A 22,425-nucleotide genomic window follows, 5' to 3' on the forward strand; every position below is an offset into this window, starting at 1 on the left:
GCTGCGTCTCCAGTGCCCGCAGCAGAATACCCGTTACCCAGTCCGCCACTACTTTTTCAAGATACATACCTGATCACCGTAATAGTTGTTGCCGTAGTTGCATTCAAAGTTGCATTCAAAGTTGCGTTCAACGTTGCACTCGGTCTCAGCGGCTGCAGGTAACTCTTTAAGTAACAAGGGTGTCGTGGAATTTTTCATTTTTGCTCTCGCTCTTTCTTAATCTGTTCGTCGTGTATTCGCGAAACTAAGACTAAGAATAGACCCAAAGTCACCATGGCGATAATCAAATACAACTTTCGCGGTGATTGTCGAGAGCTATATCAATACTCGAGCGATCGCTGGTAAATCGGTGAACCTGCTTTCAGGCGACGAGAACTTGCGGTGAGTCTCAGGGAAAATGGCATTTGTGCGCACATTGGGCATGTGGCGGCTGGCCCCTCGTTTTTTACACTACAGTTAAAACGTGGCCGCGCAGACTTTCCGTATCTTTTCCCTGGTCAACACGCTCACGAGAGAACGACCGCGAAAGCAGCAAAGGCATTCACCGCAGCGTATATGCAGTAGAGGTTTCCAAATGAATACGCACTTGCCGCTAAAACCCCACAACCAAAGTAAATCAGCCTTTCTCGCCACACGGCAGAAAGACACCAAGACGCAACCTCAGTCACAAACCAAGCTGAGTAAGAACAGCGATAATTTGAGCCTGCGATATCCAAAAGAATTGGAACGCTGTTTCGTGCTCGGTAATAACTGAGCATTTGCGCCTTAGCCGCTCCAGCGGAAGTTTGAGCAACTGGCAGATAGAAAAAAGGCCGCGGATTGCAATCGATCCGTGGCCTTTTCTTTTTGAAATCTCAATTGCGAAGCAGTTAATTGGAAGCCGCCAAAAAGCCGGAACAAACTAACTGCGCATCTAAAGAATTCGGACTTTACCCCGAAGTTGGTGAATCTGCGCGATTAGGCAACCGCAGCCCCACCCCACCACTTCTCATGAAAATAGTAAGCCACCGTGTTACATGCGGGCTCAACCAGTGCCAGCGCACTTCCGACCCAGAAATCCCCGGTCATCACAAAGCCCACGGTAAACGCAACGGCCATGTGAACTAACGCAAAACTACAGGTCTTCTTCATAGTGAATCATCCTCAGTTGCACCGCTATCGGGTCGCGGCCGCACTGTTCATATTTTGCACAGCCGCGAACAATATGCCGATTATCGAGAACAATTCCTATTTGTAAAAATTGTTTGTACTTCTTCGTTTGATAGAGATGACTAATCAGACCGCCTTATTTTCTTCTGGACTGCCTAGTCGTGGGAAAAGGAGCGTGTCGACATAACACCAGCGGTAACGGGCTAACTGCGAAGCTCGAATTAATACTTCAAGGTACCGCGAATCGGATAGTGGTTGTCTGGGTCACGAATCCACGCGAGACCGCGTGTCAGCGCACCCAGCTCCGGGCGCACAAAGGGATTATTCGAAATATCCACAACATGCAGATTGCCTTCCTCGTTCACCACAAACAGACCGGGCTCCGCAAAATTGTGGTCCGTCTCTTGTTCCGAACGGGGGATGGAGATGTACAGGCCCAGAGCCTCCATCTGCTCTTCCGTCAGCCCGTAGGCAATGGGGAAGGTCACCTGCACCTTTTCCAGGTGCTGCTCCAACTGCTCTTTTGAATCAGCGGACACCGCCAGAATGTCCACATCAGCATTCCGAAAGGCCTGCTTGAATGTCTCCAGTTCATTCAAGTACTTGGTGCACAGGGGGCAGTGCTTGCCACGATAAACAAACACTGCCTGCCAGGTCGCGCCGCCTTGTGGCTTACCGAGCGTAACGCTCGACCCATCCAGCTTGACCGCCTCCAGGGAAGGAAAGGCATCACCTGCTCTCAGTTTGCTAGAAGTAGCCATATTTACATCTCAATTAGGAATATACCGTGGAGATTCGTCGCAATAAGCATAGGTTATGACGTGGAACATGGCGCTATCACAGTTAGACAGAAATCAGACCGGCAGACACCCTACCAAACAAGAAACGGCTATCCGAAAACCGTATAATGACGCGAAACGTTTGCGGTTAAGCTGCCCCAGCGTGAGCTCTTTACACGCTCTTGGTGATGATCAAACGCATCACGATCAATGAACTCTTCATGGACATTAAAGCGTGCCGGCTCTTCACCATCCTGTTCGACAACAAATTTTAGACACCCAGGTTCCGCGCGAGTAAGGCGGATATGCTCAATGAGCTCTCGCTTGACGCTCTCAAGCTCAACTTCAGGGACAAGGATGTACCCATTCAATATCACCTTGCCCATTGCACAACCCTTAAAATCGAAAACACTAGATTCACTAAATTATGCCAGACAGCACAATTGCCTATACGCCACTTTTCTCAAGCGCGAGTTCATAAAACAGAGTATCCATTTGACTATCAAGCCTTTTGGTGAACCCGAGCTTCTCGAAAAGCCGCTGAGACTGGATATTTTCCAGACTGACGCCACCAATGAGCGTGCGAAGAGCCCTCCTCTCGCGCACTTCATCAATAAAGCCGCGTAGCAATTCACTCGCCAACCCTTGCCCCCAGTGTGATTCTCGGAGTAAGAAACCGATATGTGCATCGCGCTCCTGACTCACATGGACAAACAGAAAGCCCACGAGCGCATTATTGACCTGCGCCGTAATCAACAAAAGATGACTCTCGGAGCTCATGCGGGCTAGCCATACGTCCGCATCCTTGGCGGAATCAATCTGTGAAAAGTGTGGTGGCAGATGAGCAACAACTGCAGGTGTAAGAATTTTCGGTATTTCTTCCAGTAATTCCTCTCGATCTGATACAGCACCGTCAGCAGTTAACTCAGCCACTACAAGTCGAGGAGTTTCGAAATCGAAGATCATAGCTGGTCACTCACGAAACCAAACTCAGCGACACAAAAACGCATCTAAGAAAAACAGTTTCGCGCAGGATAAATCTTCTTATCATATACGCGCATCAGCTTTCCCAGTCACTTTTTGCAGGGATTCGACCGCCAAGAAAATTTAGAATCAACGCGGTAAAGATGGCCATCATGACGTAACCCAGAATGGCCTGTAATGCAGCCCAATGCCGAATATGTGACGTTGGGACACAGTCGCCAAAACCCAATGTGGTCCATGTAACGACACTAAAATAAAAACTTGTGTAAGCATCCTTGATCAGACTACCTTCACACACGATACCTTCTCGCTCGTAAAGCGCGGCAAACCCGGCAATCTCGATAATGATGATCACAACAAAGTAGATGAACGCCTGGATTCTGTATCTGAAGTTTCTGTGACTTAACGCCCAACTGACGAATATGGGCACCGTAACCACCATCAAGACAAATGACAGGCTCCGCAAACCAAACACTGAACACAAGAGTGTAGTGATCAAAAGTAAATACATGATCTTTGATTCATTAAGAATCTTCATATTTACGCTCGCATTTGATTCGCACAAAATAAGAACAATTCGACCTTATGGTATCTTATGCGAAAAATAGCACATTGCGCTCAGCCAGTTAGGCACATTTCTACACCAGAAATATATTTCCTTCCCTGCTTTCTTGGGTAAACGTAATTCGCCTTCCTAAATACTCACCGACCAACTCTTGCATTTAATTTTCAACAAGCAGGTTTGAACCGACCAATATAGCCAATCACATTGATGCATACCGCTTGCGCTGCTCCGCCTTATCCAAATTATCTGGATAAAAATCATGGCTTACCAATTCTTGATCATCTGGCAAGCCAGATCCGTGTGAAAAGTATCAAACCATTCGGTGTTCGCATGTAAGAATGCCTGTACATGAATTGAGTCGGGTTACCGGATGAACGGGTGGACGCTATCGAAAGGGGGGGCTGTAAGCGAGCTATTGCCACGCTGATGCGATTGTACGCTGGCTTAACTTCACCACCGCACAATTGTCCGCAACCAAAACTTTATAATTAGTCGTGAGGATTTGCCGGTGCCTTACTGAGTAAAACGAGCACCAGTGTCGCCAGCGGACCGAAAATCAAACTCAAAATCCACCAGATCAGGCCACTGCGGTTTTTCCCCTGGGCCAGACCTGCGTTAATCAGGGAAAGGGTGCCCCACCCCACCAGCCACTCCCGCGACTGGATCATGACTTGATACTCTTCCATCGTGTTGATTCCTATTAGTTATCCAGCAAGAAACGGGCAATGGTACGGAAGCCGTGCCCCTTGGCGCCCTGCGCCCACTGATCATTTGGCGCAGGCAAATAGGAACCGGAAAGATCCATATGTACCCAGCCGCGACCTTCATCGCGCACAAACTTGGCCAGGAACGCCGCCGCCGTGGACGCACCGGGAGTACCTTCACTGCCGATATTGGCGATATCCGCAAAGCCAGAAGGGATTTGCTCCAGATGAAATTTGTCCAGCGGCAAACGCCAGGCCTTTTCGTGCTCGGACTTGGCCGCACTCAACACCTTGTCCGCCATACCGTCTTCAAGACTCAGCACCGAATTGTAATCCCGACCGACCGCCATTTTCGCCGCACCGGTCAACGTGGCCGCATCAAGGATGTAGCGCGGGTTCTGTTCGCTCGCTTCCAGCAGGCCGTCCGCCAGGACCAGACGCCCCTCGGCATCAGTATTCAGGATTTCTGCGGTTACGCCATTTTTATAGCGAATCACATCACCCAGTTTGAACGCATGACCCGAGATCAGGTTTTCCGCGCAGCATAAGTACAGCTTTACGCGCTTCTGCAAACCCCGCGCGATTGCCAGCGCCAGGCCGCCGGCAACCATCGCCGCACCACCCATGTCAGACTTCATATGGGCCATGCCGGCGGAGGGTTTAATGCTGTAACCACCGGAGTCAAAGGTGATGCCCTTGCCTACCAGGCATATATCCACATCGGTAGCGTCACTACCCGCGGGGTTATAGTCGAGCTGCAGCATGGCACCGCCACGCACACTGCCACGGCCCACGTTGTAAATCCCCATGTACCCCTCATCGCGCAGCGCATCGCCTTCGACAATGCGGAAGCTCACCGCGTCCGGGGCGAGCTTTTGCAGCATCTCCGCAGCACTTTCGGCGAGGGCACGCGGGGAAATATCTTCCGGAGAACCGTTGGTAATTTCGCGAACCCACAGAGCGGCGGCCTTGCGCGCTTCCAATTCCGCCAGCTCGCTGCCTTCCGCACTGCCCCAGTCCAGATTGCTGTTGCGGTTCGGGTTGTAATAACCCGCCCAGAAGGCCCAGCGGCTTTCCAGATCCCAATTATCGCCAACAAGGGTGATGTCGGTAATACCCATACCATCGAGACGGCGGGCCGCACGCTGGGTGGCAACCAGCATGCCGCCTGTGGCGTCGCTAGCGTGAATGCGCGCTTCTGTATCGGCGAAACTTAACAGGGCATTTTTGCCCCAGTGCTCCGCCGCCGCGGAGGATTCCAGCCGTACCTGCATCGCTTTGCTCATCTGAACCTCATTTATTCGGTGTTATTCTGCGCATCTGCGCCTGGGTGAATCGTCACTCCCTACAATATTGGGTCAGTCTAGCAGCCTGCAAGGGGGGGTAGATTGCGCCGCCGGGGACAGAGCCGATACACTGGACGAGTGCACACTCACAATTGCACAGCAGCAAAGCACAATAACGACAAGGATGTAGACCATGGGCAATGCTTGCCACTATCACTCCAGTGCCGATGCCATCTGGCAGTGCAGCGGTTGCAGTAAGGAATACTGCGGCGACTGTGTTCCCGGCTCGGTGGATAACTATTACCGCTCCACCCCCAAATGCGTTCTGTGTAACAACCGACTGCAGCATGTCGGGGCGAGCAACAAGGCCAGACCCTTCTGGCAAATGGCCCCCTTCTATTTCCGCTATGCACTGAACGCCGGCCCCTTAACCGTATCCGCGATTTGCGCGGTGGCTGCACTAGCGATCACCGGGATGGGCATACTCTCCATCTTTATCCTGGTGGCCATGCTGGCGGTGGTCATGCGCTACAACCTGCTGGTGATCGAAAAACTGGCCAGTGGCGATCTGCAGGCGCCCACCTTTGGCGACGCTCAGGACGGCCGCAGCGCGGCGGTGTTTGCACGGGTCATCGGTATGATTCTGGTCGCCGGTGGTGGTGGCGCATTGATTGCGACCACCCTCGGTGTGGGCGCGGCGCAGGTGTACTCCATTGTGCTTTCGCTATTGGGACCAGCGGCAATGATTGTGCTGGCACTGGAGCACAGCATGCGTGCGGCGGTAAACCCGCTCAAGCTGCTGCATTTCACCCTGATTATTGGCTGGCCCTACTGGCTGCTGTGGCTGTCCACCAGTGCGGTTTCTGCTGCCCCCACCGTGCTGCTACCGGTCGTCGCGGACAAGCTGCCGGTATGGATGCTGTTGCCGCTACTGGCCTTTGTCACCAGCTATTTCTCCATCGTCACCAGTGCCATGATGGGCTACATCTGCCTGACGCGGCAGCAGAAGCTGGGCGTAGCATCGCAGGTGGGCGATGAGGAATTTCTCGAAGAGCGCGAGTTCGAGCGGCGCAAAGCCATGGCGGACTCCAGTATTTTTCTGCGTGAAGGGCGCCACGAAGAAGCGCGTAAAACCCTGGTCGGCGTATTGCGTCAGCAACCCAACGATGTCGCGCTCAACGAGCGTTACTATCGCCTGCTGCTCGCCACCGACGACAAGAAGGCCCTGCGCGAACTCGGCCCGCATCTGCTGGAGCGCTTTATTAGCATGAAGCAGCCACACAAGGCCGCAGAACTGTATATGGCCACCGTGCAGTCCCACGGCACACCGGCCATCGACAAGTCACTGTTGCGCCACCAGATTGCCGAGGCGCTGTATCGCCAGCGTCAGTTCAAGCCGGCACTGGCACTGGTCAACAACCTGCACAAGGAAGACCCGCACTACACCCGTCTGGACAGTGCCTATCTGCTGTTGGCGAAAATTTATATGGATGGGTTTAACCGCACCGACAACAGCCGCAAGCTGCTGGCATTTGTACGCAGTAAGTTTCCGAAGAGCGCGGTGCTCGATGAGGTACAGCAGCTGGAATCGATTCTGGCAGCCGAACAGCAGAACAAGAAAAGCGCCCAGCCAAGCTAGACCGCGCTGGGTTGCAGGGCGCGCGCAAAGTCGAGTGCCTGGCGCGCGCGTTCCTCATCGCCACAGCGGCGGTAGTGTTCCACTACGCCGTTGGCCAGGCGCGCCATCAGCGGGTGACGCTGCTGCTTTTGCTGCAAGCGCTGCAGCAAGACTTCCACCAGCGCCCACTGTTTCTCCCGCGCAGCGCGCTGCGCCAGGATCAGGCACACTCGCGGCGTCAGTGCGCGCGGTTCCTGCACTTTTTCCCGATAGGTTTCGACACCGGCGGCAATCTGCGCAAAGTCCTGTTGCGGCAACTTGGCGAGGGCAAACAGCGCGAGCCAGGCCCGGTGATGGGCCTCACTCTCCGGTGCGAGACCGGTGAGCTCGATGGATTTTTCAATCAGCGGCAGTGACGCCGGATGCTGCTTGAGCGCACTGCTGGCCGCCTGCCCCGCCTCCAGTAACTTACCGTGATTTTGCAGAGATTCGATGCGCGCCAGTGCCAGCTGCTCCGGTGTGGGCGGCAGGTCTTCCTCCACGTGAATATCGCCACTGGGGCGTACCCGGATCAGCGCCATGGTGCAGACAAAGCCCGCCACCAGACCGCCAAAGTGCGCCCAGTAGGCAATGTTTTCGCTACCGAAGAAGTAACCGAAGACCTCTTTGCCCAACCACAGTGGCAACACCATCAGGGCCGGCGCGGAAAATTCTCCGAAGGCAAAACCGAGGGTGTAGAAAAAGCGCAGCCGCCGGATCCCGTATACGGCGACAAACATCCCCATCACCGCAGACACCGCGCCGGATGCGCCGATCATCGGCATCAGGCTGCCCGCTTCCACCCCCATATGCAGGCCCGCGGCAGCCAGTCCACCGAGCAGGTACAAACCGAGGAACCAGGCGGCCCCCAGGGCCAGCTCGACCGACAGGCCAAACAGCAACAGGAACACCATATTCCCCAGCAGGTGATCCCAGCCACCGTGCAGGAACATATGCCCGAACAGGCCTTTCAGCGTAGGATCTGCCGGAGTCAGGCCGTAGGCAAAGCTGGACAGGCTATCGCGCAGCCGGGCGAACTCCTGACGCTGGGCCAGCCACTGCTGGGCCTCCCCGCCTTCCTGCTCCAGCTTAGGCATCAGCCAGTCGTGGAACTCACGGCTCCACAACAGCTGCTCATACATGAAGTCTTCCCCAGCGCCCTGGGCCAGGGTGCGCCACTCGGGCTTCTCCGTATCCACAAACTCGTAGAAGCGCGCCTCATCCAGTTCTGGCAGCGTGCTGGAGAAGTAGTACTCCTCGGCCGCCTGCCAGCGAGCCTCGTCGCCGCTCTGGTAGAGCATATACACCAGCAGGTTCGCCAGGATCAGCGCAAAACACACCAGTGGTGGCCGGCGCCAGTCGGGTTTGTTCTGGATGGGGATGATCAGCAAGGTGGGTCCGCTACAGGTTTGGCATTGATTGGAAAATGTTCAGGTCCCCAGAATACAGAGGTGGCAAAATAAGACCAGCCCCTTTGCGGGCCTTTTCGTCAGCTTTTCACCGCCTTTGCGGCCAGCGTCAGCGAATTGCGGCGAACTGCGAAGGTCAAGCTGACTCAGGCGTCACGGGCCATTGCCGCCGTCACCACCGTCACCACCGTCACCACCTTCCGCACCACCATCGGCGTCGCCGGCGCCGGGCCAATCCTCGGAACCGCTGGAGCCACGCCTCTCAATCTGCGTTGGAGGCTCACTCTCCGATGCCTGCGGCACAGGCGGAGCGGCTTCACCCCAGCTGCGCACATGCAGGTCGCGCTGGGGGAAGGGAATCTCGATGCCACGCTGGTTGAACTCCCGCAGCAACTCGAGATTGTACAGCGCGTGCAGGTCGCCCAGCGACGACACCGCATTGCTGTTTACCCACACCACCAGTTTGAAGTCGAGGGAGCTGTCGCCGAAGGACGTCAGCCACAGTTCTGTTTTGCGCTGCCAGTTGGAAAAAGTCACCGGTACACGCTCCGCCGCGGCCATAGCCGCCTGCCGCACCTCTTCCGGGTCGGTGCCATAGGCCACACCGAACAGGACGTGAATACGCCGCACCGGATCTTCCAGTGTGTGGTTGGTGACACGCCCGGTCACAAACTCGGAATTCGGCACCAGGATATCCACATTGTCACGGGTGGTGATACGGGTAGAGCGCACGTTGATAGCGCGGATACGCCCAAACACCCCGGACTCCAGCTCCACCAGGTCACCGACCCGCAGTGGCTGCTCGAACAGCAGAATAATTCCGGAGATGAAATTGGAAAAAATCGCCTGCATACCAAAACCGATACCCACCGACAGGGCGCCGGCGACCAGGGTAAGCTTGGAGGTATCCAGCCCCACCATGGTCAGCAGGATAATGATCGTGATGATCACGATGCAGTAATTCAACACCCGCCACAGCGCGTACGCCGCCTGTTCGCTGGTGCGTTTTCGGCGCTCCATGCGACGCAGGATCACACTTAGCAGCCGCGAACACCCCCAGGCGCCGATGATCACCAGAATCATCTGCGCAATGTCTTTCAGGGTGATCGGCTGCTGACTGATAGCGAAAAGTTCGTAGTTCGCGAGATTGCGCCAGCCACTACGCAATTGCTGCAGCTGCAGGACAATCCGGTCGCCAAGCGTGCGCCACCACCCCTGCTGCCGCTGATACACAAACAGCTGCGCGGCCTCGTAACGCTTTACTTCGTCAATCAGGTCACCGGCATGGCCGAGGGCGCTGTTGATCTTCTCGAAACGCTGCCACCAGCGCTGCATCGCCTTTGGGTCTTCACCGCCCCAGGCTACCACCTGCCGCTGGCGCATATTGAGCTGGCGCACCAGATCCGCCTGAGCTTTTTCCGCGTTTTCCACCAGCGTTTTACTGATGGTGAGCTTTTCCGCCTCGCCGTTTGGATCCAGTACGCTGTTCATCGCCAGCAGCAGTTCTTGCTTGCGCAGCTGCAGGCGATTTTGCAGTGTTTCCACACTGTAATTCATCAGGCTGATCTGCTGCTCAAGCGTGACCTCGCTGTCGGCGCTCTCAAAGACCTGATGGCGGGAAGCACTGCGCTCCCGCGCCAGCTCCTCCAAGCCGGTTTTATCTTCGGTACGCGCCGAGGCCAATTCATCGGCAACCTCCTGACTAAAGCGCAGCTCGATCAGCATCCTCTGCAGTTGTGCACGGCCGTAGGTCAACTCCTCATCCCACAGCGCAAGCTGATCCCTCAGCAGTTGCTGCTCTTCCAGCACCTGCAGATGATTTATCTGCCCAAAAAACACATCCAGCGTTGCGCTCAAATGTTTCGGGTCGTTGCGGTTAATATCCCGCAGCACCGCCACCTTTTCCCGCAGCCGGCTGAGTGAATGCGCGACGCCATCGTCCATCTGGATTTTTTCTAATTGCACCCCCTGATAGCGTTGCTGGCCCCGCGCTACCGCCGCGTCGGATGCCGCCCATTGCAACACCGTGGGTGCCTCCGGAAAGGTCACCTCCGGCAAAATCTTGACGGACTTTAGGTTCTCACTTTTTTGCCAGGTCTTGCGGACGCCCTCGAGACGCTTGTCAATCTGCAGAACCCGCTCGTCGAGTTCTGCTTCTTCCGGCAATGTTTTTTTCCAGTCCTGCCAGGCCTTTTCAACCTCGGTTAACCACTGCTCTTTTTGCTGGTGCGTAACGTCCGGCCACAGCGTCCACCAGTCCGCAGACAGCGCGCTGAAATCGGGAATAACCGGGGAAAATTCTTTGGGCTTAACGGAGGGAAGTTGTGCACTGGCCAGGGTGGAGAACAGCAGCAAAAACGTGCAAACACAGAGAAGCAGAGACCGCCGCCATGGATATGGCCGCGGTGGCGGGAAGCCCTTCGGGTGGGCGTTGCTGGCTAACATGCCGAAACCATCCCTGTACCACACTCCCCAACTACTTTCCCTGTACCGGCCGCGAGGCCTCGTCGGCCATCACCGATGGCATATACCCCTTATACACAGCGCATCTGTTTCAGTGTAGATGAGCGGTGTCAGGTAAATTTTCGCGCTATATCCCTGCTCAGCGGCGCCGGTCGTAACGTTGAATACAGTCGCGATATACCCGTTGATAAATACGCATACGCTGGCGATCCAGGGTACTGCCGCGCTGCGCGGCGGTAGAGGCATCCTGACGACACAGGGACTCGGCGATGACCCGATTGTCGTAACGCTCGCCACTGGCGTCATAGGGGGGGCGAATATTGGCGTAGGGGCGCGGCTGACGGCGACGCGGGTCGCGGTAGCCTTCCGCTTCAAACAGGGTCATGCCCTCGTCATCGACACCGTCCGGATCCAGCGCATCCGGCGGATAGGCCTGGGGAATACCCGAGCGGTCGCGCAGGGTGCCGAGGTCCTTATCGGGATAACCGTACAGGCGCTCTTCATACTTGCCGGCAAAATCGCCGTTGTAGTAGCGCCGCCAGGCATACGGCGGCTGCGTTACTACATAGCGGTCGCGACGGGGATCGAAGCGATAAAAGGTGCCGGTGCCGCTCAGGAAAAACTGGCGACCGTCGATCTCAAATCCACGACTGCCGTAGGGCACAAACTTGAGTTCCGCCCCCAGTGGCGGTTCCACGCGCAGGAAGCCATCATCCTCACGCCGATAAAAGTAACCCCCTTGGTAGAAATAGATATTGCCGCTCAAGGTAAGCTGGACGGCATCGGCGGAGAGCTGCCGCTGGCGGTTGGGGTCGCGCTGATAATCTCCTGTGGATTCACCGCTCGTCGTGTCCGGCGGCGGCAGGGTGGTTTGCGCCCCCGCCACGGAGGGAAGGCTGGCCGCGCACGCCATGGCACAAACTACTGCACAGCTGCGCAACCGGTTTAACTGTGGGGGAAGCAACTTCACACAACTACCTCACGCTTTACATGGCCTCGACCATGACAACCACACACAGCAACGCACGGTCTCCCACCGCCGCAAAAGGCAAGGCAACGAGAGGCCGCGCGCGCATAGTAGCCGGAGGCGCCGCTCTACATGAGACCGGCGGTGACGACAGGGCACTCGAACTTTTCAGCTCCGCACTTTCTGCCGTACGGCCGACTACATATTCAGTGTAGTTTCGCCCGGGGCAACCTCCAAAGGATGCTCCCAAAAGAGATAGCTTCTGCCTTACTCCACAGACACTGCTTCCCGCAGCACCACACACAGGGCCACCGCTCCGAAGCGATTCTCGGCGCCATCGTAGTGACCGCGGGCATGCAGCCGCTTGACCATGGCACCGGCCATCAGTCGACTATCGAGTTCCGTGGCAAAGCTTTCAAAGTCGGAGAAGAACACCAGATCGCCGGCGTCACTACCGCGCTGGGCGATGGTGTAGATACCGCGGCCGAAGAACATCGAGTCGGCGGGTTCAATGGCGGGCAGCCCGTCCAGCTCCAGCAGGTCGGTGCGGTGCGAGCCGCGCAGGATATGGTGCGCGACGCCAAAGGTGCTGTCAGCGGACAGGGTGAGCCCGGTGGCGGAAAGACTCGCAATTGCACTTACCCCCCCTACCTCTCCCGCTTCAATTTCCTCTTCATCCCCATGTGCCCAACCCACCAGCAGGCGTGCGCGGGCGTCGCTGAAGTCGGTGACCGAGAGGGCGCTGAAGTCAGCGGGTGCGGTGCCGAAAGGCGCCACATAACCGCGCAACTGCAGCGGCGAGCCCATGCCGAGAGCGCCCAGCCCCAGACCGGCAATATCGACCTCGTAAGCCGCGGGATCCGCATCCTGTTCCACCGTCACACCGGTGCCGGCAAAATCAAACATGGCAACTTCACGGCCACCGAAGGTCAGCGCAGCCGCTTCCAAAGTGCTATCGGTCTGCGCAGAGGCGGTTGCCGACAGGCGCGTCAGCAGCAGGTGGGCATGACCTTCCCGCGCATCAAACAGAGCGCTCTCGGCATCCCAGCTACCCAGCAGACGAATGCGCTGGCCGATGGATATATCCTGCAGGCCGAGCATCTCGTGCTGGCGGCGAGGTTTGCTCACCTGAGTCATTTCTCCCAGCTGTATGTCCATGGTCTGGTTGAACTGGACTTCACCATCCACCCGCACCAGGTTCGCGCCGCGCACGGTAAGGCGATCGCCATCGCGTGCAATCACATGCCCGGAAACCGCATCCAGATCGGCACCGGGCACACTGGAGCCCACCAGTACCGAGTCCGCAGTGAATTCGCGGGATACACGGTTGAACACACCCATCGCCAACGTCGCGGTGCCAGCTTCGAGCTCCGCCAGCGCGGTCAGACCGGTAGCGCCGACATAGGCCTCACCATCGATTTCCCAAGAGGTTTCACTGTCGGTAACGATATCAATTCCACCCAAGCGTCCTTGCTTGCGCTGGAACGGACGCAGGGCAATACGGTAATCGCCTTCGGTCTCGTCCACCTCGATCAGCGGGCCGCGCATGCGGAAGTCTTTTTGCTCGTATGCATTCACCTCGGCGACCAGCACTGGATACAGCTCGGCGACAGGCGCATCCCCTTCCAGATTCACCGTATGAGAAGCCGCGAGATCAAAGTCGGCGGTAAGCATGGCCGGCACACCCGGCGCGATTACCAGCTGATTGCGGTTGTCGATGGTGAGCGCCAGGGTAACCTCTCCTACTGCCTCGCCAGATTCGTCCACCACCGTGGCCAGATGCGCTTCACCATCCTTTTCGATGTAAATATTTGCCTCGGTGTAATCGAGCGTGATTTCCCCGCGCACATAAGTACCCACCGGCACCGTTGCCGCGGTAACCAACTCGGTTACATCCACATACTGCGCGAAGTCCACGATGTTGCTGGTCGGTAATACATCCACGCGCGCGCCGTTTGCCCGCTGCAGCGACAGTGACACCACTTTCACTTCGTACTGCAAGAAGTCGCCGTCGGCATCGGTCATGCCGATCAGCACCGTGCCGCAAGCATCAGAGTTACTGCCGCTATCAGAGGTTTCGCAGCTACTACTGCTCGGCGGGATCGGGTTAATCGGGTCTGGGATTAATTCGGTTGTCTCACTGCCGCCACCGCAACCAGCCAATAGCGCACTCAACAGCACTCCGCTTAACCAGCGTGCGGAATGCAGATTAGATCGCCCTTGCAGGCGCATTGAATTGAGTATTGCCCACATCCTTGGTTCCTCGTTATTTATTTTGAAAGCAGCCCCAGGGAAACAACCCGGGAAACTGCTCACGGAAAATCAGGTAACTGACCAGGTCGCCTGTATAAAACGGGGAGCGGGCACAAAGGTTGACAGGAAATCGAAAGAAATTTTACGAAGTTATAACCGGCACAAAATGGCACATAGAAAATGACGCTGTGAAAATAACAGGCACAAAAAAGGCATGAACCCGAGGATTCACGCCTTCTCGCGGCGTTCATACGGTAGTGTTTACTACCTTAACGAGCGCCATAACCCGGTGAGAGATCAGGCCAGGGTGATGATCACCTCACGCAGCTTGCTCACGATCTCATCAATTTCATGAGCCTCGATGATCAGCGGCGGCGACATGCACAGCGCATCGCCAATACCACGCGCCATCACACCTGCTTCCCAGGCCAGCGCGGAAGCCTTGGCGCCAAACTTACCCTTCAGGTGCTCCGGCGCACGCAGTTCGATCGCGCCGACCAAACCATAGTTACGCACGTCGATGACGTTATCCAGATCCGCCAGGCTGTGCAGGGCATTTTCCCAGTGCTTGCCGATATCGCCAGCAGCGCGGGTGAGCAGACCTTCGCGCTCGTAAATATCCAGCGTCGCCATACCCGCAGCACAGGCCACCGGGTGTGCGGAGTAGGTATAGCCGTGGAAGAATTCCACCATACCTTCGGCCGCCGCATCCATCACGGTGTTGTAAATCTTGTCGCTAACAAACACCGCACCCAGCGGTACCGCCGCGTTGGTAATACCCTTGGCGGAGGTAATCATGTCCGGGGTCACACCAAACTCCTGAGAAGCGAACGGCGAACCGGTACGGCCCCAACCGGAAATCACCTCATCAAAGATCAGCAGCAGGTCGTGCTTGTCGCAGATTTCACGCAGGCGCTGCAGGTAACCTTTCGGCGGCAGTACCACACCACCAGCACCGGAGAACGGCTCTACAATCACCGCCGCGATCTGGTCCGCACCGTGGAACGCCACCAGACGCTCCAGATCTTCTGCCAGCTCCACACCGTGCTCCGGCAGGCCTTTGCTGAACGCATTGCGCTCAATATCCAGCGTATGGCGCATATGGTTCGCCTTCACCGGCTGACCAAAGCTCTGATAGTTCGGCGCAATACCGCCCACAGAAATACCACCGAAGTTCACCCCGTGATAACCCTTCTCACGGCCGATAAACATAGTGCGCGAACCCTTACCGCGAGCGCGCTGGTACTGCAATGCAATCTTCAGTGCGGATTCCACCGCCTCGGAACCGGAGTTACCGAAGAACACCCGGTTAATACCTTCCGGCGTGTGCTTAACCAGACGCTCAGAGTATTCAAAGCCCAGCTCGTGGCCGAAGTTGAAAATGGAGCTGTAATCCAGCTTCATCGCCTGCTGCTGAATCGCCTGGGCAATTTCACTGCGGCAGTGTCCGGCGTTGGAACACCACAGGCCTGCGGTCGCATCGATAATTTTGCGGCCAGATTTTTCAAACAGGTAAATGCCTTCCGCACGCTCGACAATACGCGGCGCTGCCTTATAGCTGCGGTTGGGGGTAAACGGCATCCAAAATGCGTCGGTATTCAATTCGGACATGATGTTCTCCGATTTATTTTCATGCGCCTAAGCGACACACAAAAGGTAGCAAATAACTTTGATGCGAAGGCTGAGTGCCGGGTACAGATTTTCAGGAGCGTCGCAAACAGGAAGTTTGCGCCGCAACGCCCATGGATGGGTTCACAGTGATCCTGAAAATCTGTACCCGGTGCTCTGCCGCCACACGATCAATTAACCATTCAAATAGGGCTTATGCCCCGTAACAGCAATATTTGGTTTCATAGAATTCGGCCATACCTTCAACGCCGCCTTCGCGACCGATGCCGGATTCTTTACAGCCACCGAACGGCGCCACAGTGGTGGAGAAAACACCTGCGTTACACGCCACCATGCCGTACTCCAGTGCCTCCACCACACGGTTCGCGCGGTGAATATTTTCACTCATCACATAAGCTGCCAGACCGTAAGGTGTATCGTTCGCACGACGAATCACATCGTCTTCATCACGGAACTTCTGCACCACCGCCAGCGGCCCAAAAATCTCTTCCCGCGCAACGCGCATCTCATCGTGCACATCCACCAGCAAAGTCGGCGCATAGTAATTTTCACCGTGCGGCAGGAAATCACCACCCAGCAACAGGCGCGCACCATTGGCGACCGCCTCCTCCACCAGACCGTGGACCTGATCCACCGCGCGGCGGTAAATCAGCGGGCCGAAATTAGTGCCCTCTTCCAGGCCGTGACCCGGCTGCAAGGTTTCCATCTGCGCCTGCAGCTTGGATACAAACTCATCATGTACCGACTCGTGCACATAAATGCGGTTGGTCGACACACAGGTCTGGCCTGCGTTGCGCATCTTGGTGGCCATACACGCAGTGACCGCCACATCGATGTCGGCATCGTCAAACACGATGAACGGCGCATTGCCGCCGAGTTCCATGGACATCTTCTTCACGGTGCTCGCGCACTGCTCCATCAGCAACTTGCCCACCGGCGTAGAACCGGTAAAGGTGAACTTGGCCACGCGCGCGTCCTGGGTCAGCACCTTGCCGACGCCGCGGGAATCTTTACTCGCCACCACATTCAGGGCGCCCGCCGGAATGCCCGCTTCCTCGGCCAGCGCACACAGCGCCAGTGCCGACAGCGGCGTTTCGCTCGCCGGCTTGATGACCACAGTACAGCCCGCCGCCAGCGCCGGTGCCGCCTTGCGGGTAATCATCGCGTTGGGGAAGTTCCACGGTGTAATACAGGTCACCACACCCACCGGTTGGCGAATGGTGTGCAGACGCATGGCCGGGTTATGGGTCGGGATCGTCTGGCCGTACGCGCGACGACATTCCTCTGCGTACCACTCGATGTAGGAGGCACCGTAGTCGATCTCACCCAGGGCCTCCGCCAGCGGCTTGCCCTGCTCCAGGGTCAGCATGCGCGCCAGGTCTTCGCGATTTTCCACAATCAGCTGGTACCAGCGCTTCAGCACCGCCGCGCGCTCGGCCGCGGTTTTGCTGCGCCACTCAGGGAAAACACGGTGCGCCGCGGCAACCGCGCGTTCGGCATCGGCAACGCTGCCATCGGCAATTTCCGCCAACAGCTCGCCTGTGGCCGGGTCAGTGACCGCCAACTTACCGGCGCCCTCGCACCACTGACCGTCGATATAGTTCTTGGTCTGCAGCAACTGGCTATTGTTCAAATTCATCGAATACTCCCTGATCCCTTTATTTATCAGTATTGGAGCAATAGTGGCGGGGAAGTCTGGTGGCGAAAAGTAAGAAATTTAAAACTAAAATTTATGTTTACCTAACTTTAGATTAGGCTGTGCCAGAGACGCGACGCCTGCACGCAATCCAGACAGGCAAATGGAGGCCAAAAACCATGAAAAGCAGCCAAAAATCGGCGAAAACTGCGCTTTCCGGCCGCCTCAGCGATATGGACCTGCGCCTGCTGCGGGTATTCCGCGAAGTGGTGCAGGCCGGTGGTCTGGCACCTGCCGAGGTGACCCTCAATATCAGCCGCTCCACCATCAGCGTGCACCTGTCCGATCTGGAGACCCGCTTGGGTATGCAGCTGTGTCTGCGCTCGCGCGGCCGCGCCGACTTCAAGCTCACCCCGGAGGGGGAATCCCTGTACCAGGCGATTTTGGAACTGGATGGTCACCTTGCCACCTTCAAAAGCCAGGTCAACGCCATCCAATCGCAACTGACTGGCAAGCTGCGATTAATTCTGCCGGACGATGCCCTTGCCATGCCGCAGCTGGACCTGCCAGGCACCATTGCGCAACTGCGCGAGCGCGCGCCGCAGCTGCAGCTGGATATCCAGCTGGCCGCCCCCCACGAGCTCGAGCTGGAAATTCTCGCCGGGCGCGCCGATGTGGGCATCAACCCGCTGCACTCCCGCCGCCCCGGCCTCAGCTACCAGCCACTGTTCAGCCACCAGTCGCTGCTGTACTGTGCCGCCAACCACCCTTGCGCCGCGCAAGCGGATGTCGGTATTGACGAGGAGCTGATCACCCAGCAGGAACTCGCCGCCCCGGACCACGCTGTTTTGTCCGGCGCCGCGCATTTGTATCGACTGTTTCCGCACAAAAGCATCGCCAACCATATGGCCGCGCGTTTGGCGATGATCCTGTCTGGAAAATTTATCGGCTTTTTACCCGCCTACCTAGCGGATGAATATGTTAGAAATGGCTCCCTGAATGCGCTGCGCCCGGAGCGCTTCTGCTACCAGATCCAGAATGCGATTACCTGCAAAAGCAGTGCATTGGAGCAACCTGCGGTACAGTTGTTTATCGAGTCGCTACAGATGCCGGCGAGTGAAGTTTAGCTAGCCGATGCACGAGCAAACCCAGAAAAATAACACGCCTAACAATGCGGAAATGCAGAGACAACTCGGGATGTAACCATGGCTTCCGATATCAAAGATAAGTCCGAAAACACCACAAAAAAATATACCGAACAAACCCTGAAATCCTGGAATGAGGCGGCCGCCATTCACCACCAGCGCAACCCGGACCTGGCCGAGCGCGTTGCCGAACCAGGCTTCAACGCACTGGAAGGGGATTTCAATCGGCTTGTGGATGCACAGGAACTTACCGGCGCTTCAGTGGTTCAGGTGTGCTGCAATAATGGCAAAGACCTGCTGTCGATCAAAAACAAGGGGGCGGGTTACTGCCTGGGCATCGACGGTTCCAGCACGTTTGTCGAGCAGGCGAACACCCTGGCCCAGAGCGGCAACTTCTCGGATGTGGCATTCGAAACCCACAACGTGTACGAAATTCCTCAGCACCATTACGGGCGCTTCGACTTCGCCGTCATTACCATCGGTGTGCTCAACTGGATGCCGGACCTACGTGCTTTTTTCGACATCTGCAGCAAGCTATTAAAACCCGGTGGCCGCCTGTTGATGGAAGAACTACACCCGGTACTGAATATGTACGCCGAAGGCACGCCGTCACATATCGCCTACTCCTACTTCGACCGCGCGCCCCAAGTCGACAACAGCGGCTTGGATTACTTCTCTGGCGAAAAGTATGCGTCTGAGCCGAATTACAACTTCCAGCATACCCTGGGGGACATCCTCACTGCGGCTATCGCCAGCAACCTGGCACTGGAGACCTTTGAAGAAATTGCCGAAGACGTAGGCAACTACTGTGGTGACCTCGCCGAAAGCCCGCACAATCCACCCCTTGCCCTGACCGCGAGCTGGAGGAAAGCCTGAGATGCAGCAGGAGAAATTCACCCAGGAAGTTGCGCGCCGACTGCGCCAGTTGTTTGCCAATTCCAAACTCGGCATGCAGATCCCCGTGGTCGAGCGCCACCGCCTGGAAGGCTTTATGCAGGCCGGTATCTATCTCGGTCTTAACAGCAAGGCCGAACTGGCCCAATTGATGGAAGAGATTCACATCGAGGTATTCGGCAACACCATCGCCGAACACAAGGCAGAAGCGCCACACGCTTGGGTATTTGAAGAGATCGACTACGGTCCCTACGAAACGCCAGCCTATGTGCGCAATCGATAATTTTGCGACCGCCAACGCACGATTAAACTTTGGAGCACACCGTGAGCGTAACCACCTACTACCTGGAAATGACCAACTCTGGGCAACTGAACAGCAAACCATGCCCGGACGGGCTGTCGATTGTGGAAGCGGAAGAAAAGGAATTCCGCTTTAACCGCTACCTCTACCAGCTGGTGGGAGAACCCTGGGAGTGGACGGACAAGCTCAAGCAACCGGATGCGCAATGGCAGGACTATGCAGAGCGCGACGAGCTGCGTACCTGGGCAGCCTACTACCGCGGCACCATTGCCGGCTACTTCGAACTGGAGAAACAGGCGGACGATACGGTACAGATCGCCTATTTCGGTTTGGCGCCCCGCTTTATCGGCCGTGGCTTTGGCGGACACCTGCTGAGCCGGGCACTGGAAGAGGCGTGGAGCTGGGCTCCCTGCAAACGCGTGTGGGTACACACCTGTACTCTCGACCACGAGGGCGCGCTGGCCAACTATCAGGCGCGCGGCATGCAAATTTACCGCACCGAAACCGAAGGCTAACCCACGGCTAACGCCTATGCCCATTTGCTGGATACTGCCGAGCGACAACCTGTGACACCAATTGATACGCAACCAAAGGTGACCTTATTAAGCGGCAGAGTCATTAAGGCCCAATAAAAGGAAAGAAACCAAAGAGGCCACGCTGCCAGCAACAAGTGGGGTAGGGAAACGAAAAACTGGGTCCGATAGTGGCGGCAAATGCCTGCCGCTTCTATCGGATACCCAGCAAAGGAAGGGAACGATGTTGTTATGAGATCAGGGGGTAGCCTTGTTGCTGCCGCCTGCGGCCATCGTATTTTTGTTTTTCGCCGATGCCTTGCCGTGGTTATGGTTATGGCTGTGCGCGTGAGCATGGGCGGTGGAACGACCTGCTTTCGGCTTCATTTCAGCCAACATCATCTTCATCTGGTTGTACTCGTGCTCATTGGTGAGCTCCAGCATCAGCGGCTGCGCAACTTCGGTGAAATACGCCGCATCTTTACGATCGTACAACTCCTGTGCCATCCACTGGGCGATGTGCAGTTCGCGCGGGGCACGCAGGTAAGCCTGCTCCAGCATTTCCACATATTGCGTCTTCGGGTAGCCCAGCATCTGCATGGTGATCGCCAGTCCGTACCAGTTCATCGCCTGGCCGTCCTGGTTGTTAACCAACTTGACGAATTTGTCGCGGGCACCTTTCAGGTTCTCTTTGCTGCGCTCGTTACCCACACTGCCGATCTCGCGGTTCAGCCACAACCAGGCCTGGGCCTTCTGGTACCAGAACTCATCCCGGTCAGAAGGGGCAACCTGCGCCAGCAAACGCGCCGCGCGGTCAAAATCACCCTGACGGGTAGCGGCGTCGGCGCGCACCGCGGTCAACTCCGGGGAGTAAACGTCGGCACTTTCGGCGTAGGCAGCCAGATCGCGGATACCCTGCTGGTTATAACCAGACTTCACCAGGAAGCGCGCCAGTTCAACGACGGTCTCCTGACCACTCATTGCGCGCAGCTTCGGACGCTCCGACTTGAAGCTCGCCGGCACCTTGCCGCGGGCCAATTTGAAGCGACCTTCCAGGAACTGCGCGTTGTACGCCTCTTCAATGTCGGCGATGGACATACCCAGGTTCTTGCTCAGTGCGCGTACCGGGTCGGCACCGTTGTTGTAGTCCTTAACGAACTGTTTGAATTCCTCGGCCTTGCCACTCTTCATGATGATCCAGTGGGCCAGCATCCAGCCACTGGCATACACGCGGCCTTTTTCCTCATCCGGCGTGTTGTGCACGGTCGCGCGCAACAGTTCCTGCAGAGGTACCGGGCTGGTGTACAGCAGGGTCATCGCACGCTCACCGGGGATAGCACCGATGTCGTAGGTATTGCCCGGGCCAAAGGTCATGGTAGACATGAACTCGGCGAAGCCTTCGCTGTACCAGTACGGATAGTGCGTAGTGGTTCCGTTGTAGCTCAGGAAGTGGGTGTACTCGTGGAACAGGAACTCACGAGCCTCCAGCTGACGCTCACCGGTACGACCGTCGAGGTTCACCAGCGCGTAGCTGCCCTCTGCGGTGGTATCAAACAGGCCATTGGTCAACTCGGAGAGGTCATCACCTACCAGACCGGCATAGCTCTCGCGGTCAGCGGCAGCATAGATGGTCAGCTTGGCACCATCATCTTTGGCGCCCAGCAGGCTCAAAGCCACCGCGCGATAACGTTCCAAATCCTCCGCCAGACGGCGTACGGAGCTGGGTTCGCCGTTGGTGACGATGTGAAAGTTAGCGCTGTCAATTTCGTACCAAGTGTCTTCCGCGAGACTTTCTGCCATGACATCACTGGTCGACAGCCAAGCACCGGAAAAAACAACTAAATACGCGAGCATTCGTGAAAACATATTCTGACCATCCGGGTTTTTCGCCAATGGTGCAGCTGTCCGTTTTTTGAACAGCGCTGCGTGAAAAGCCACAATAACCGCTTTCACTGGTTAAAAAAAGAACAATCTTAAACGAGAACCCATAATTCATCTTTGGTATAAAGGCGGTCACGAACGGTACGAACTATTCAGTCACAAAATGACCGAAAAGTTCTGGGTTTAGCCACGCGCCACTGACTGATAATTT

General features: G+C 56.5%; 19 protein-coding genes. 5 read left to right on the forward strand and 14 right to left on the reverse strand.

The features are described 5' to 3' along the window. Window positions 1–957: 957 nt before the first annotated feature. The 7 genes from LCM31_RS03485 to pepB form a co-directional block, all read right to left on the reverse strand. Window positions 958–1,131, reverse strand: coding sequence for a DUF2061 domain-containing protein (locus tag LCM31_RS03485; protein ID WP_224867590.1), 174 nt, complete (start codon window positions 1,129–1,131; stop codon window positions 958–960). 239 nt (window positions 1,132–1,370) lie between these two features. Further along, window positions 1,371–1,910 carry a peroxiredoxin family protein gene (locus LCM31_RS03490; RefSeq protein ID WP_224867592.1) on the reverse strand — a complete coding sequence of 180 codons (540 nt, stop codon included), beginning with the start codon at window positions 1,908–1,910 and terminating at the stop codon, window positions 1,371–1,373. 128 nt (window positions 1,911–2,038) lie between these two features. Further along, window positions 2,039–2,314 (reverse strand): putative quinol monooxygenase, encoded by a 276-nt coding sequence (locus LCM31_RS03495; protein ID WP_224867594.1) that lies wholly within the window; start codon window positions 2,312–2,314, stop codon window positions 2,039–2,041. A 61-nt stretch (window positions 2,315–2,375) separates the two neighbouring features. Continuing rightward, a complete protein-coding gene (locus tag LCM31_RS03500) occupies window positions 2,376–2,894 on the reverse strand; it encodes a GNAT family N-acetyltransferase (protein WP_224867596.1) in 519 nt (172 codons plus the stop codon). A gap of 94 nt (window positions 2,895–2,988) precedes the next feature. Next, complete coding sequence (locus LCM31_RS03505) at window positions 2,989–3,450, reverse strand: ion channel (RefSeq protein WP_224867598.1); 462 nt, start codon at window positions 3,448–3,450, stop codon at window positions 2,989–2,991. Between the two features lie 515 nt (window positions 3,451–3,965). Then, window positions 3,966–4,163 (reverse strand): antitermination protein NusB, encoded by a 198-nt coding sequence (locus tag LCM31_RS03510; RefSeq protein WP_224867599.1) that lies wholly within the window; start codon window positions 4,161–4,163, stop codon window positions 3,966–3,968. Window positions 4,164–4,177: 14 nt separating this feature from the next. Next, window positions 4,178–5,467 (reverse strand): aminopeptidase PepB, encoded by a 1,290-nt coding sequence (gene pepB, locus LCM31_RS03515; protein ID WP_224867601.1) that lies wholly within the window; start codon window positions 5,465–5,467, stop codon window positions 4,178–4,180. 193 nt (window positions 5,468–5,660) lie between these two features. On the opposite strand from pepB, the gene LCM31_RS03520 reads away from it, so the two are divergent. Further along, on the forward strand, window positions 5,661–7,106 hold the full coding sequence (locus LCM31_RS03520; RefSeq protein WP_224867603.1) for a tetratricopeptide repeat protein: 1,446 nt from the start codon (window positions 5,661–5,663) through the stop codon (window positions 7,104–7,106). Here LCM31_RS03520 and LCM31_RS03525 read toward each other — a convergent pair. The 6 genes from LCM31_RS03525 to LCM31_RS03550 form a co-directional block, all read right to left on the reverse strand. Beyond that, window positions 7,103–8,515: a rhomboid family intramembrane serine protease gene (locus tag LCM31_RS03525; RefSeq protein WP_224867605.1), complete on the reverse strand. Its 1,413-nt coding sequence runs from the start codon at window positions 8,513–8,515 to the stop codon at window positions 7,103–7,105. The two genes, LCM31_RS03520 and LCM31_RS03525, sit on opposite strands and share 4 nt — an antisense overlap. Window positions 8,516–8,686: 171 nt before the next feature. Continuing rightward, entirely contained in the window at window positions 8,687–10,978 is a 2,292-nt protein-coding gene (locus LCM31_RS03530; protein ID WP_224867608.1) for a mechanosensitive ion channel family protein, read from the reverse strand. Between the two features lie 157 nt (window positions 10,979–11,135). After that, a complete protein-coding gene (locus LCM31_RS03535) occupies window positions 11,136–11,966 on the reverse strand; it encodes a DUF6515 family protein (RefSeq protein WP_224867610.1) in 831 nt (276 codons plus the stop codon). Window positions 11,967–12,230: 264 nt separating this feature from the next. Further along, window positions 12,231–14,216: a DUF4382 domain-containing protein gene (locus tag LCM31_RS03540; RefSeq protein ID WP_224867612.1), complete on the reverse strand. Its 1,986-nt coding sequence runs from the start codon at window positions 14,214–14,216 to the stop codon at window positions 12,231–12,233. Window positions 14,217–14,513: 297 nt separating this feature from the next. Next, on the reverse strand, window positions 14,514–15,827 hold the full coding sequence (locus LCM31_RS03545; RefSeq protein WP_224867615.1) for an aspartate aminotransferase family protein: 1,314 nt from the start codon (window positions 15,825–15,827) through the stop codon (window positions 14,514–14,516). A 211-nt stretch (window positions 15,828–16,038) separates the two neighbouring features. Then, window positions 16,039–17,484: an NAD-dependent succinate-semialdehyde dehydrogenase gene (locus LCM31_RS03550; RefSeq protein WP_222229472.1), complete on the reverse strand. Its 1,446-nt coding sequence runs from the start codon at window positions 17,482–17,484 to the stop codon at window positions 16,039–16,041. Window positions 17,485–17,660: 176 nt separating this feature from the next. Here LCM31_RS03550 and LCM31_RS03555 point away from each other — a divergent pair, with 176 nt between their 5' ends. From LCM31_RS03555 to LCM31_RS03570, 4 genes are all read left to right on the forward strand, one after another. Continuing rightward, window positions 17,661–18,608 carry a LysR family transcriptional regulator gene (locus LCM31_RS03555; RefSeq protein WP_224867617.1) on the forward strand — a complete coding sequence of 316 codons (948 nt, stop codon included), beginning with the start codon at window positions 17,661–17,663 and terminating at the stop codon, window positions 18,606–18,608. Window positions 18,609–18,686: 78 nt separating this feature from the next. Further along, on the forward strand, window positions 18,687–19,502 hold the full coding sequence (locus LCM31_RS03560; protein WP_224867619.1) for a class I SAM-dependent methyltransferase: 816 nt from the start codon (window positions 18,687–18,689) through the stop codon (window positions 19,500–19,502). A 1-nt stretch (window position 19,503) separates the two neighbouring features. Further along, window positions 19,504–19,803 (forward strand): hypothetical protein, encoded by a 300-nt coding sequence (locus LCM31_RS03565; RefSeq protein ID WP_224867621.1) that lies wholly within the window; start codon window positions 19,504–19,506, stop codon window positions 19,801–19,803. Window positions 19,804–19,844: 41 nt separating this feature from the next. Further along, window positions 19,845–20,336: a GNAT family N-acetyltransferase gene (locus LCM31_RS03570; protein ID WP_224867623.1), complete on the forward strand. Its 492-nt coding sequence runs from the start codon at window positions 19,845–19,847 to the stop codon at window positions 20,334–20,336. A gap of 255 nt (window positions 20,337–20,591) precedes the next feature. Here LCM31_RS03570 and LCM31_RS03575 read toward each other — a convergent pair whose 3' ends face one another. After that, window positions 20,592–22,133: a hypothetical protein gene (locus LCM31_RS03575; protein ID WP_224867626.1), complete on the reverse strand. Its 1,542-nt coding sequence runs from the start codon at window positions 22,131–22,133 to the stop codon at window positions 20,592–20,594. Window positions 22,134–22,425 lie beyond the last annotated feature (292 nt).

The sequence above is a fragment of the Microbulbifer agarilyticus genome (genome assembly GCF_020171345.1).
Classification (GTDB): Bacteria; Pseudomonadota; Gammaproteobacteria; order Pseudomonadales; family Cellvibrionaceae; genus Microbulbifer; species Microbulbifer agarilyticus_D.

Excerpts from the sequence above, each read along its gene's own strand:
- LCM31_RS03485 (WP_224867590.1), bottom strand. The coding sequence starts at position 1,131 with ATGAAGAAGACCTGTAGTTTTGCGTTAGTTCACATGGCCGTTGCGTTT.
- LCM31_RS03490 (WP_224867592.1), bottom strand. The coding sequence starts at position 1,910 with ATGGCTACTTCTAGCAAACTGAGAGCAGGTGATGCCTTTCCTTCCCTG.
- LCM31_RS03495 (WP_224867594.1), bottom strand. The coding sequence starts at position 2,314 with ATGGGCAAGGTGATATTGAATGGGTACATCCTTGTCCCTGAAGTTGAG.
- LCM31_RS03500 (WP_224867596.1), bottom strand. The coding sequence starts at position 2,894 with ATGATCTTCGATTTCGAAACTCCTCGACTTGTAGTGGCTGAGTTAACT.
- LCM31_RS03505 (WP_224867598.1), bottom strand. The coding sequence starts at position 3,450 with ATGAAGATTCTTAATGAATCAAAGATCATGTATTTACTTTTGATCACT.
- LCM31_RS03510 (WP_224867599.1), bottom strand. The coding sequence starts at position 4,163 with ATGGAAGAGTATCAAGTCATGATCCAGTCGCGGGAGTGGCTGGTGGGG.
- pepB (WP_224867601.1), bottom strand. The coding sequence starts at position 5,467 with ATGAGCAAAGCGATGCAGGTACGGCTGGAATCCTCCGCGGCGGCGGAG.
- LCM31_RS03520 (WP_224867603.1), top strand. The coding sequence starts at position 5,661 with ATGGGCAATGCTTGCCACTATCACTCCAGTGCCGATGCCATCTGGCAG.
- LCM31_RS03530 (WP_224867608.1), bottom strand. The coding sequence starts at position 10,978 with ATGTTAGCCAGCAACGCCCACCCGAAGGGCTTCCCGCCACCGCGGCCA.
- LCM31_RS03540 (WP_224867612.1), bottom strand. The coding sequence starts at position 14,216 with ATGTGGGCAATACTCAATTCAATGCGCCTGCAAGGGCGATCTAATCTG.
- LCM31_RS03545 (WP_224867615.1), bottom strand. The coding sequence starts at position 15,827 with ATGTCCGAATTGAATACCGACGCATTTTGGATGCCGTTTACCCCCAAC.
- LCM31_RS03550 (WP_222229472.1), bottom strand. The coding sequence starts at position 17,484 with ATGAATTTGAACAATAGCCAGTTGCTGCAGACCAAGAACTATATCGAC.
- LCM31_RS03555 (WP_224867617.1), top strand. The coding sequence starts at position 17,661 with ATGAAAAGCAGCCAAAAATCGGCGAAAACTGCGCTTTCCGGCCGCCTC.
- LCM31_RS03560 (WP_224867619.1), top strand. The coding sequence starts at position 18,687 with ATGGCTTCCGATATCAAAGATAAGTCCGAAAACACCACAAAAAAATAT.
- LCM31_RS03565 (WP_224867621.1), top strand. The coding sequence starts at position 19,504 with ATGCAGCAGGAGAAATTCACCCAGGAAGTTGCGCGCCGACTGCGCCAG.
- LCM31_RS03575 (WP_224867626.1), bottom strand. The coding sequence starts at position 22,133 with ATGGCAGAAAGTCTCGCGGAAGACACTTGGTACGAAATTGACAGCGCT.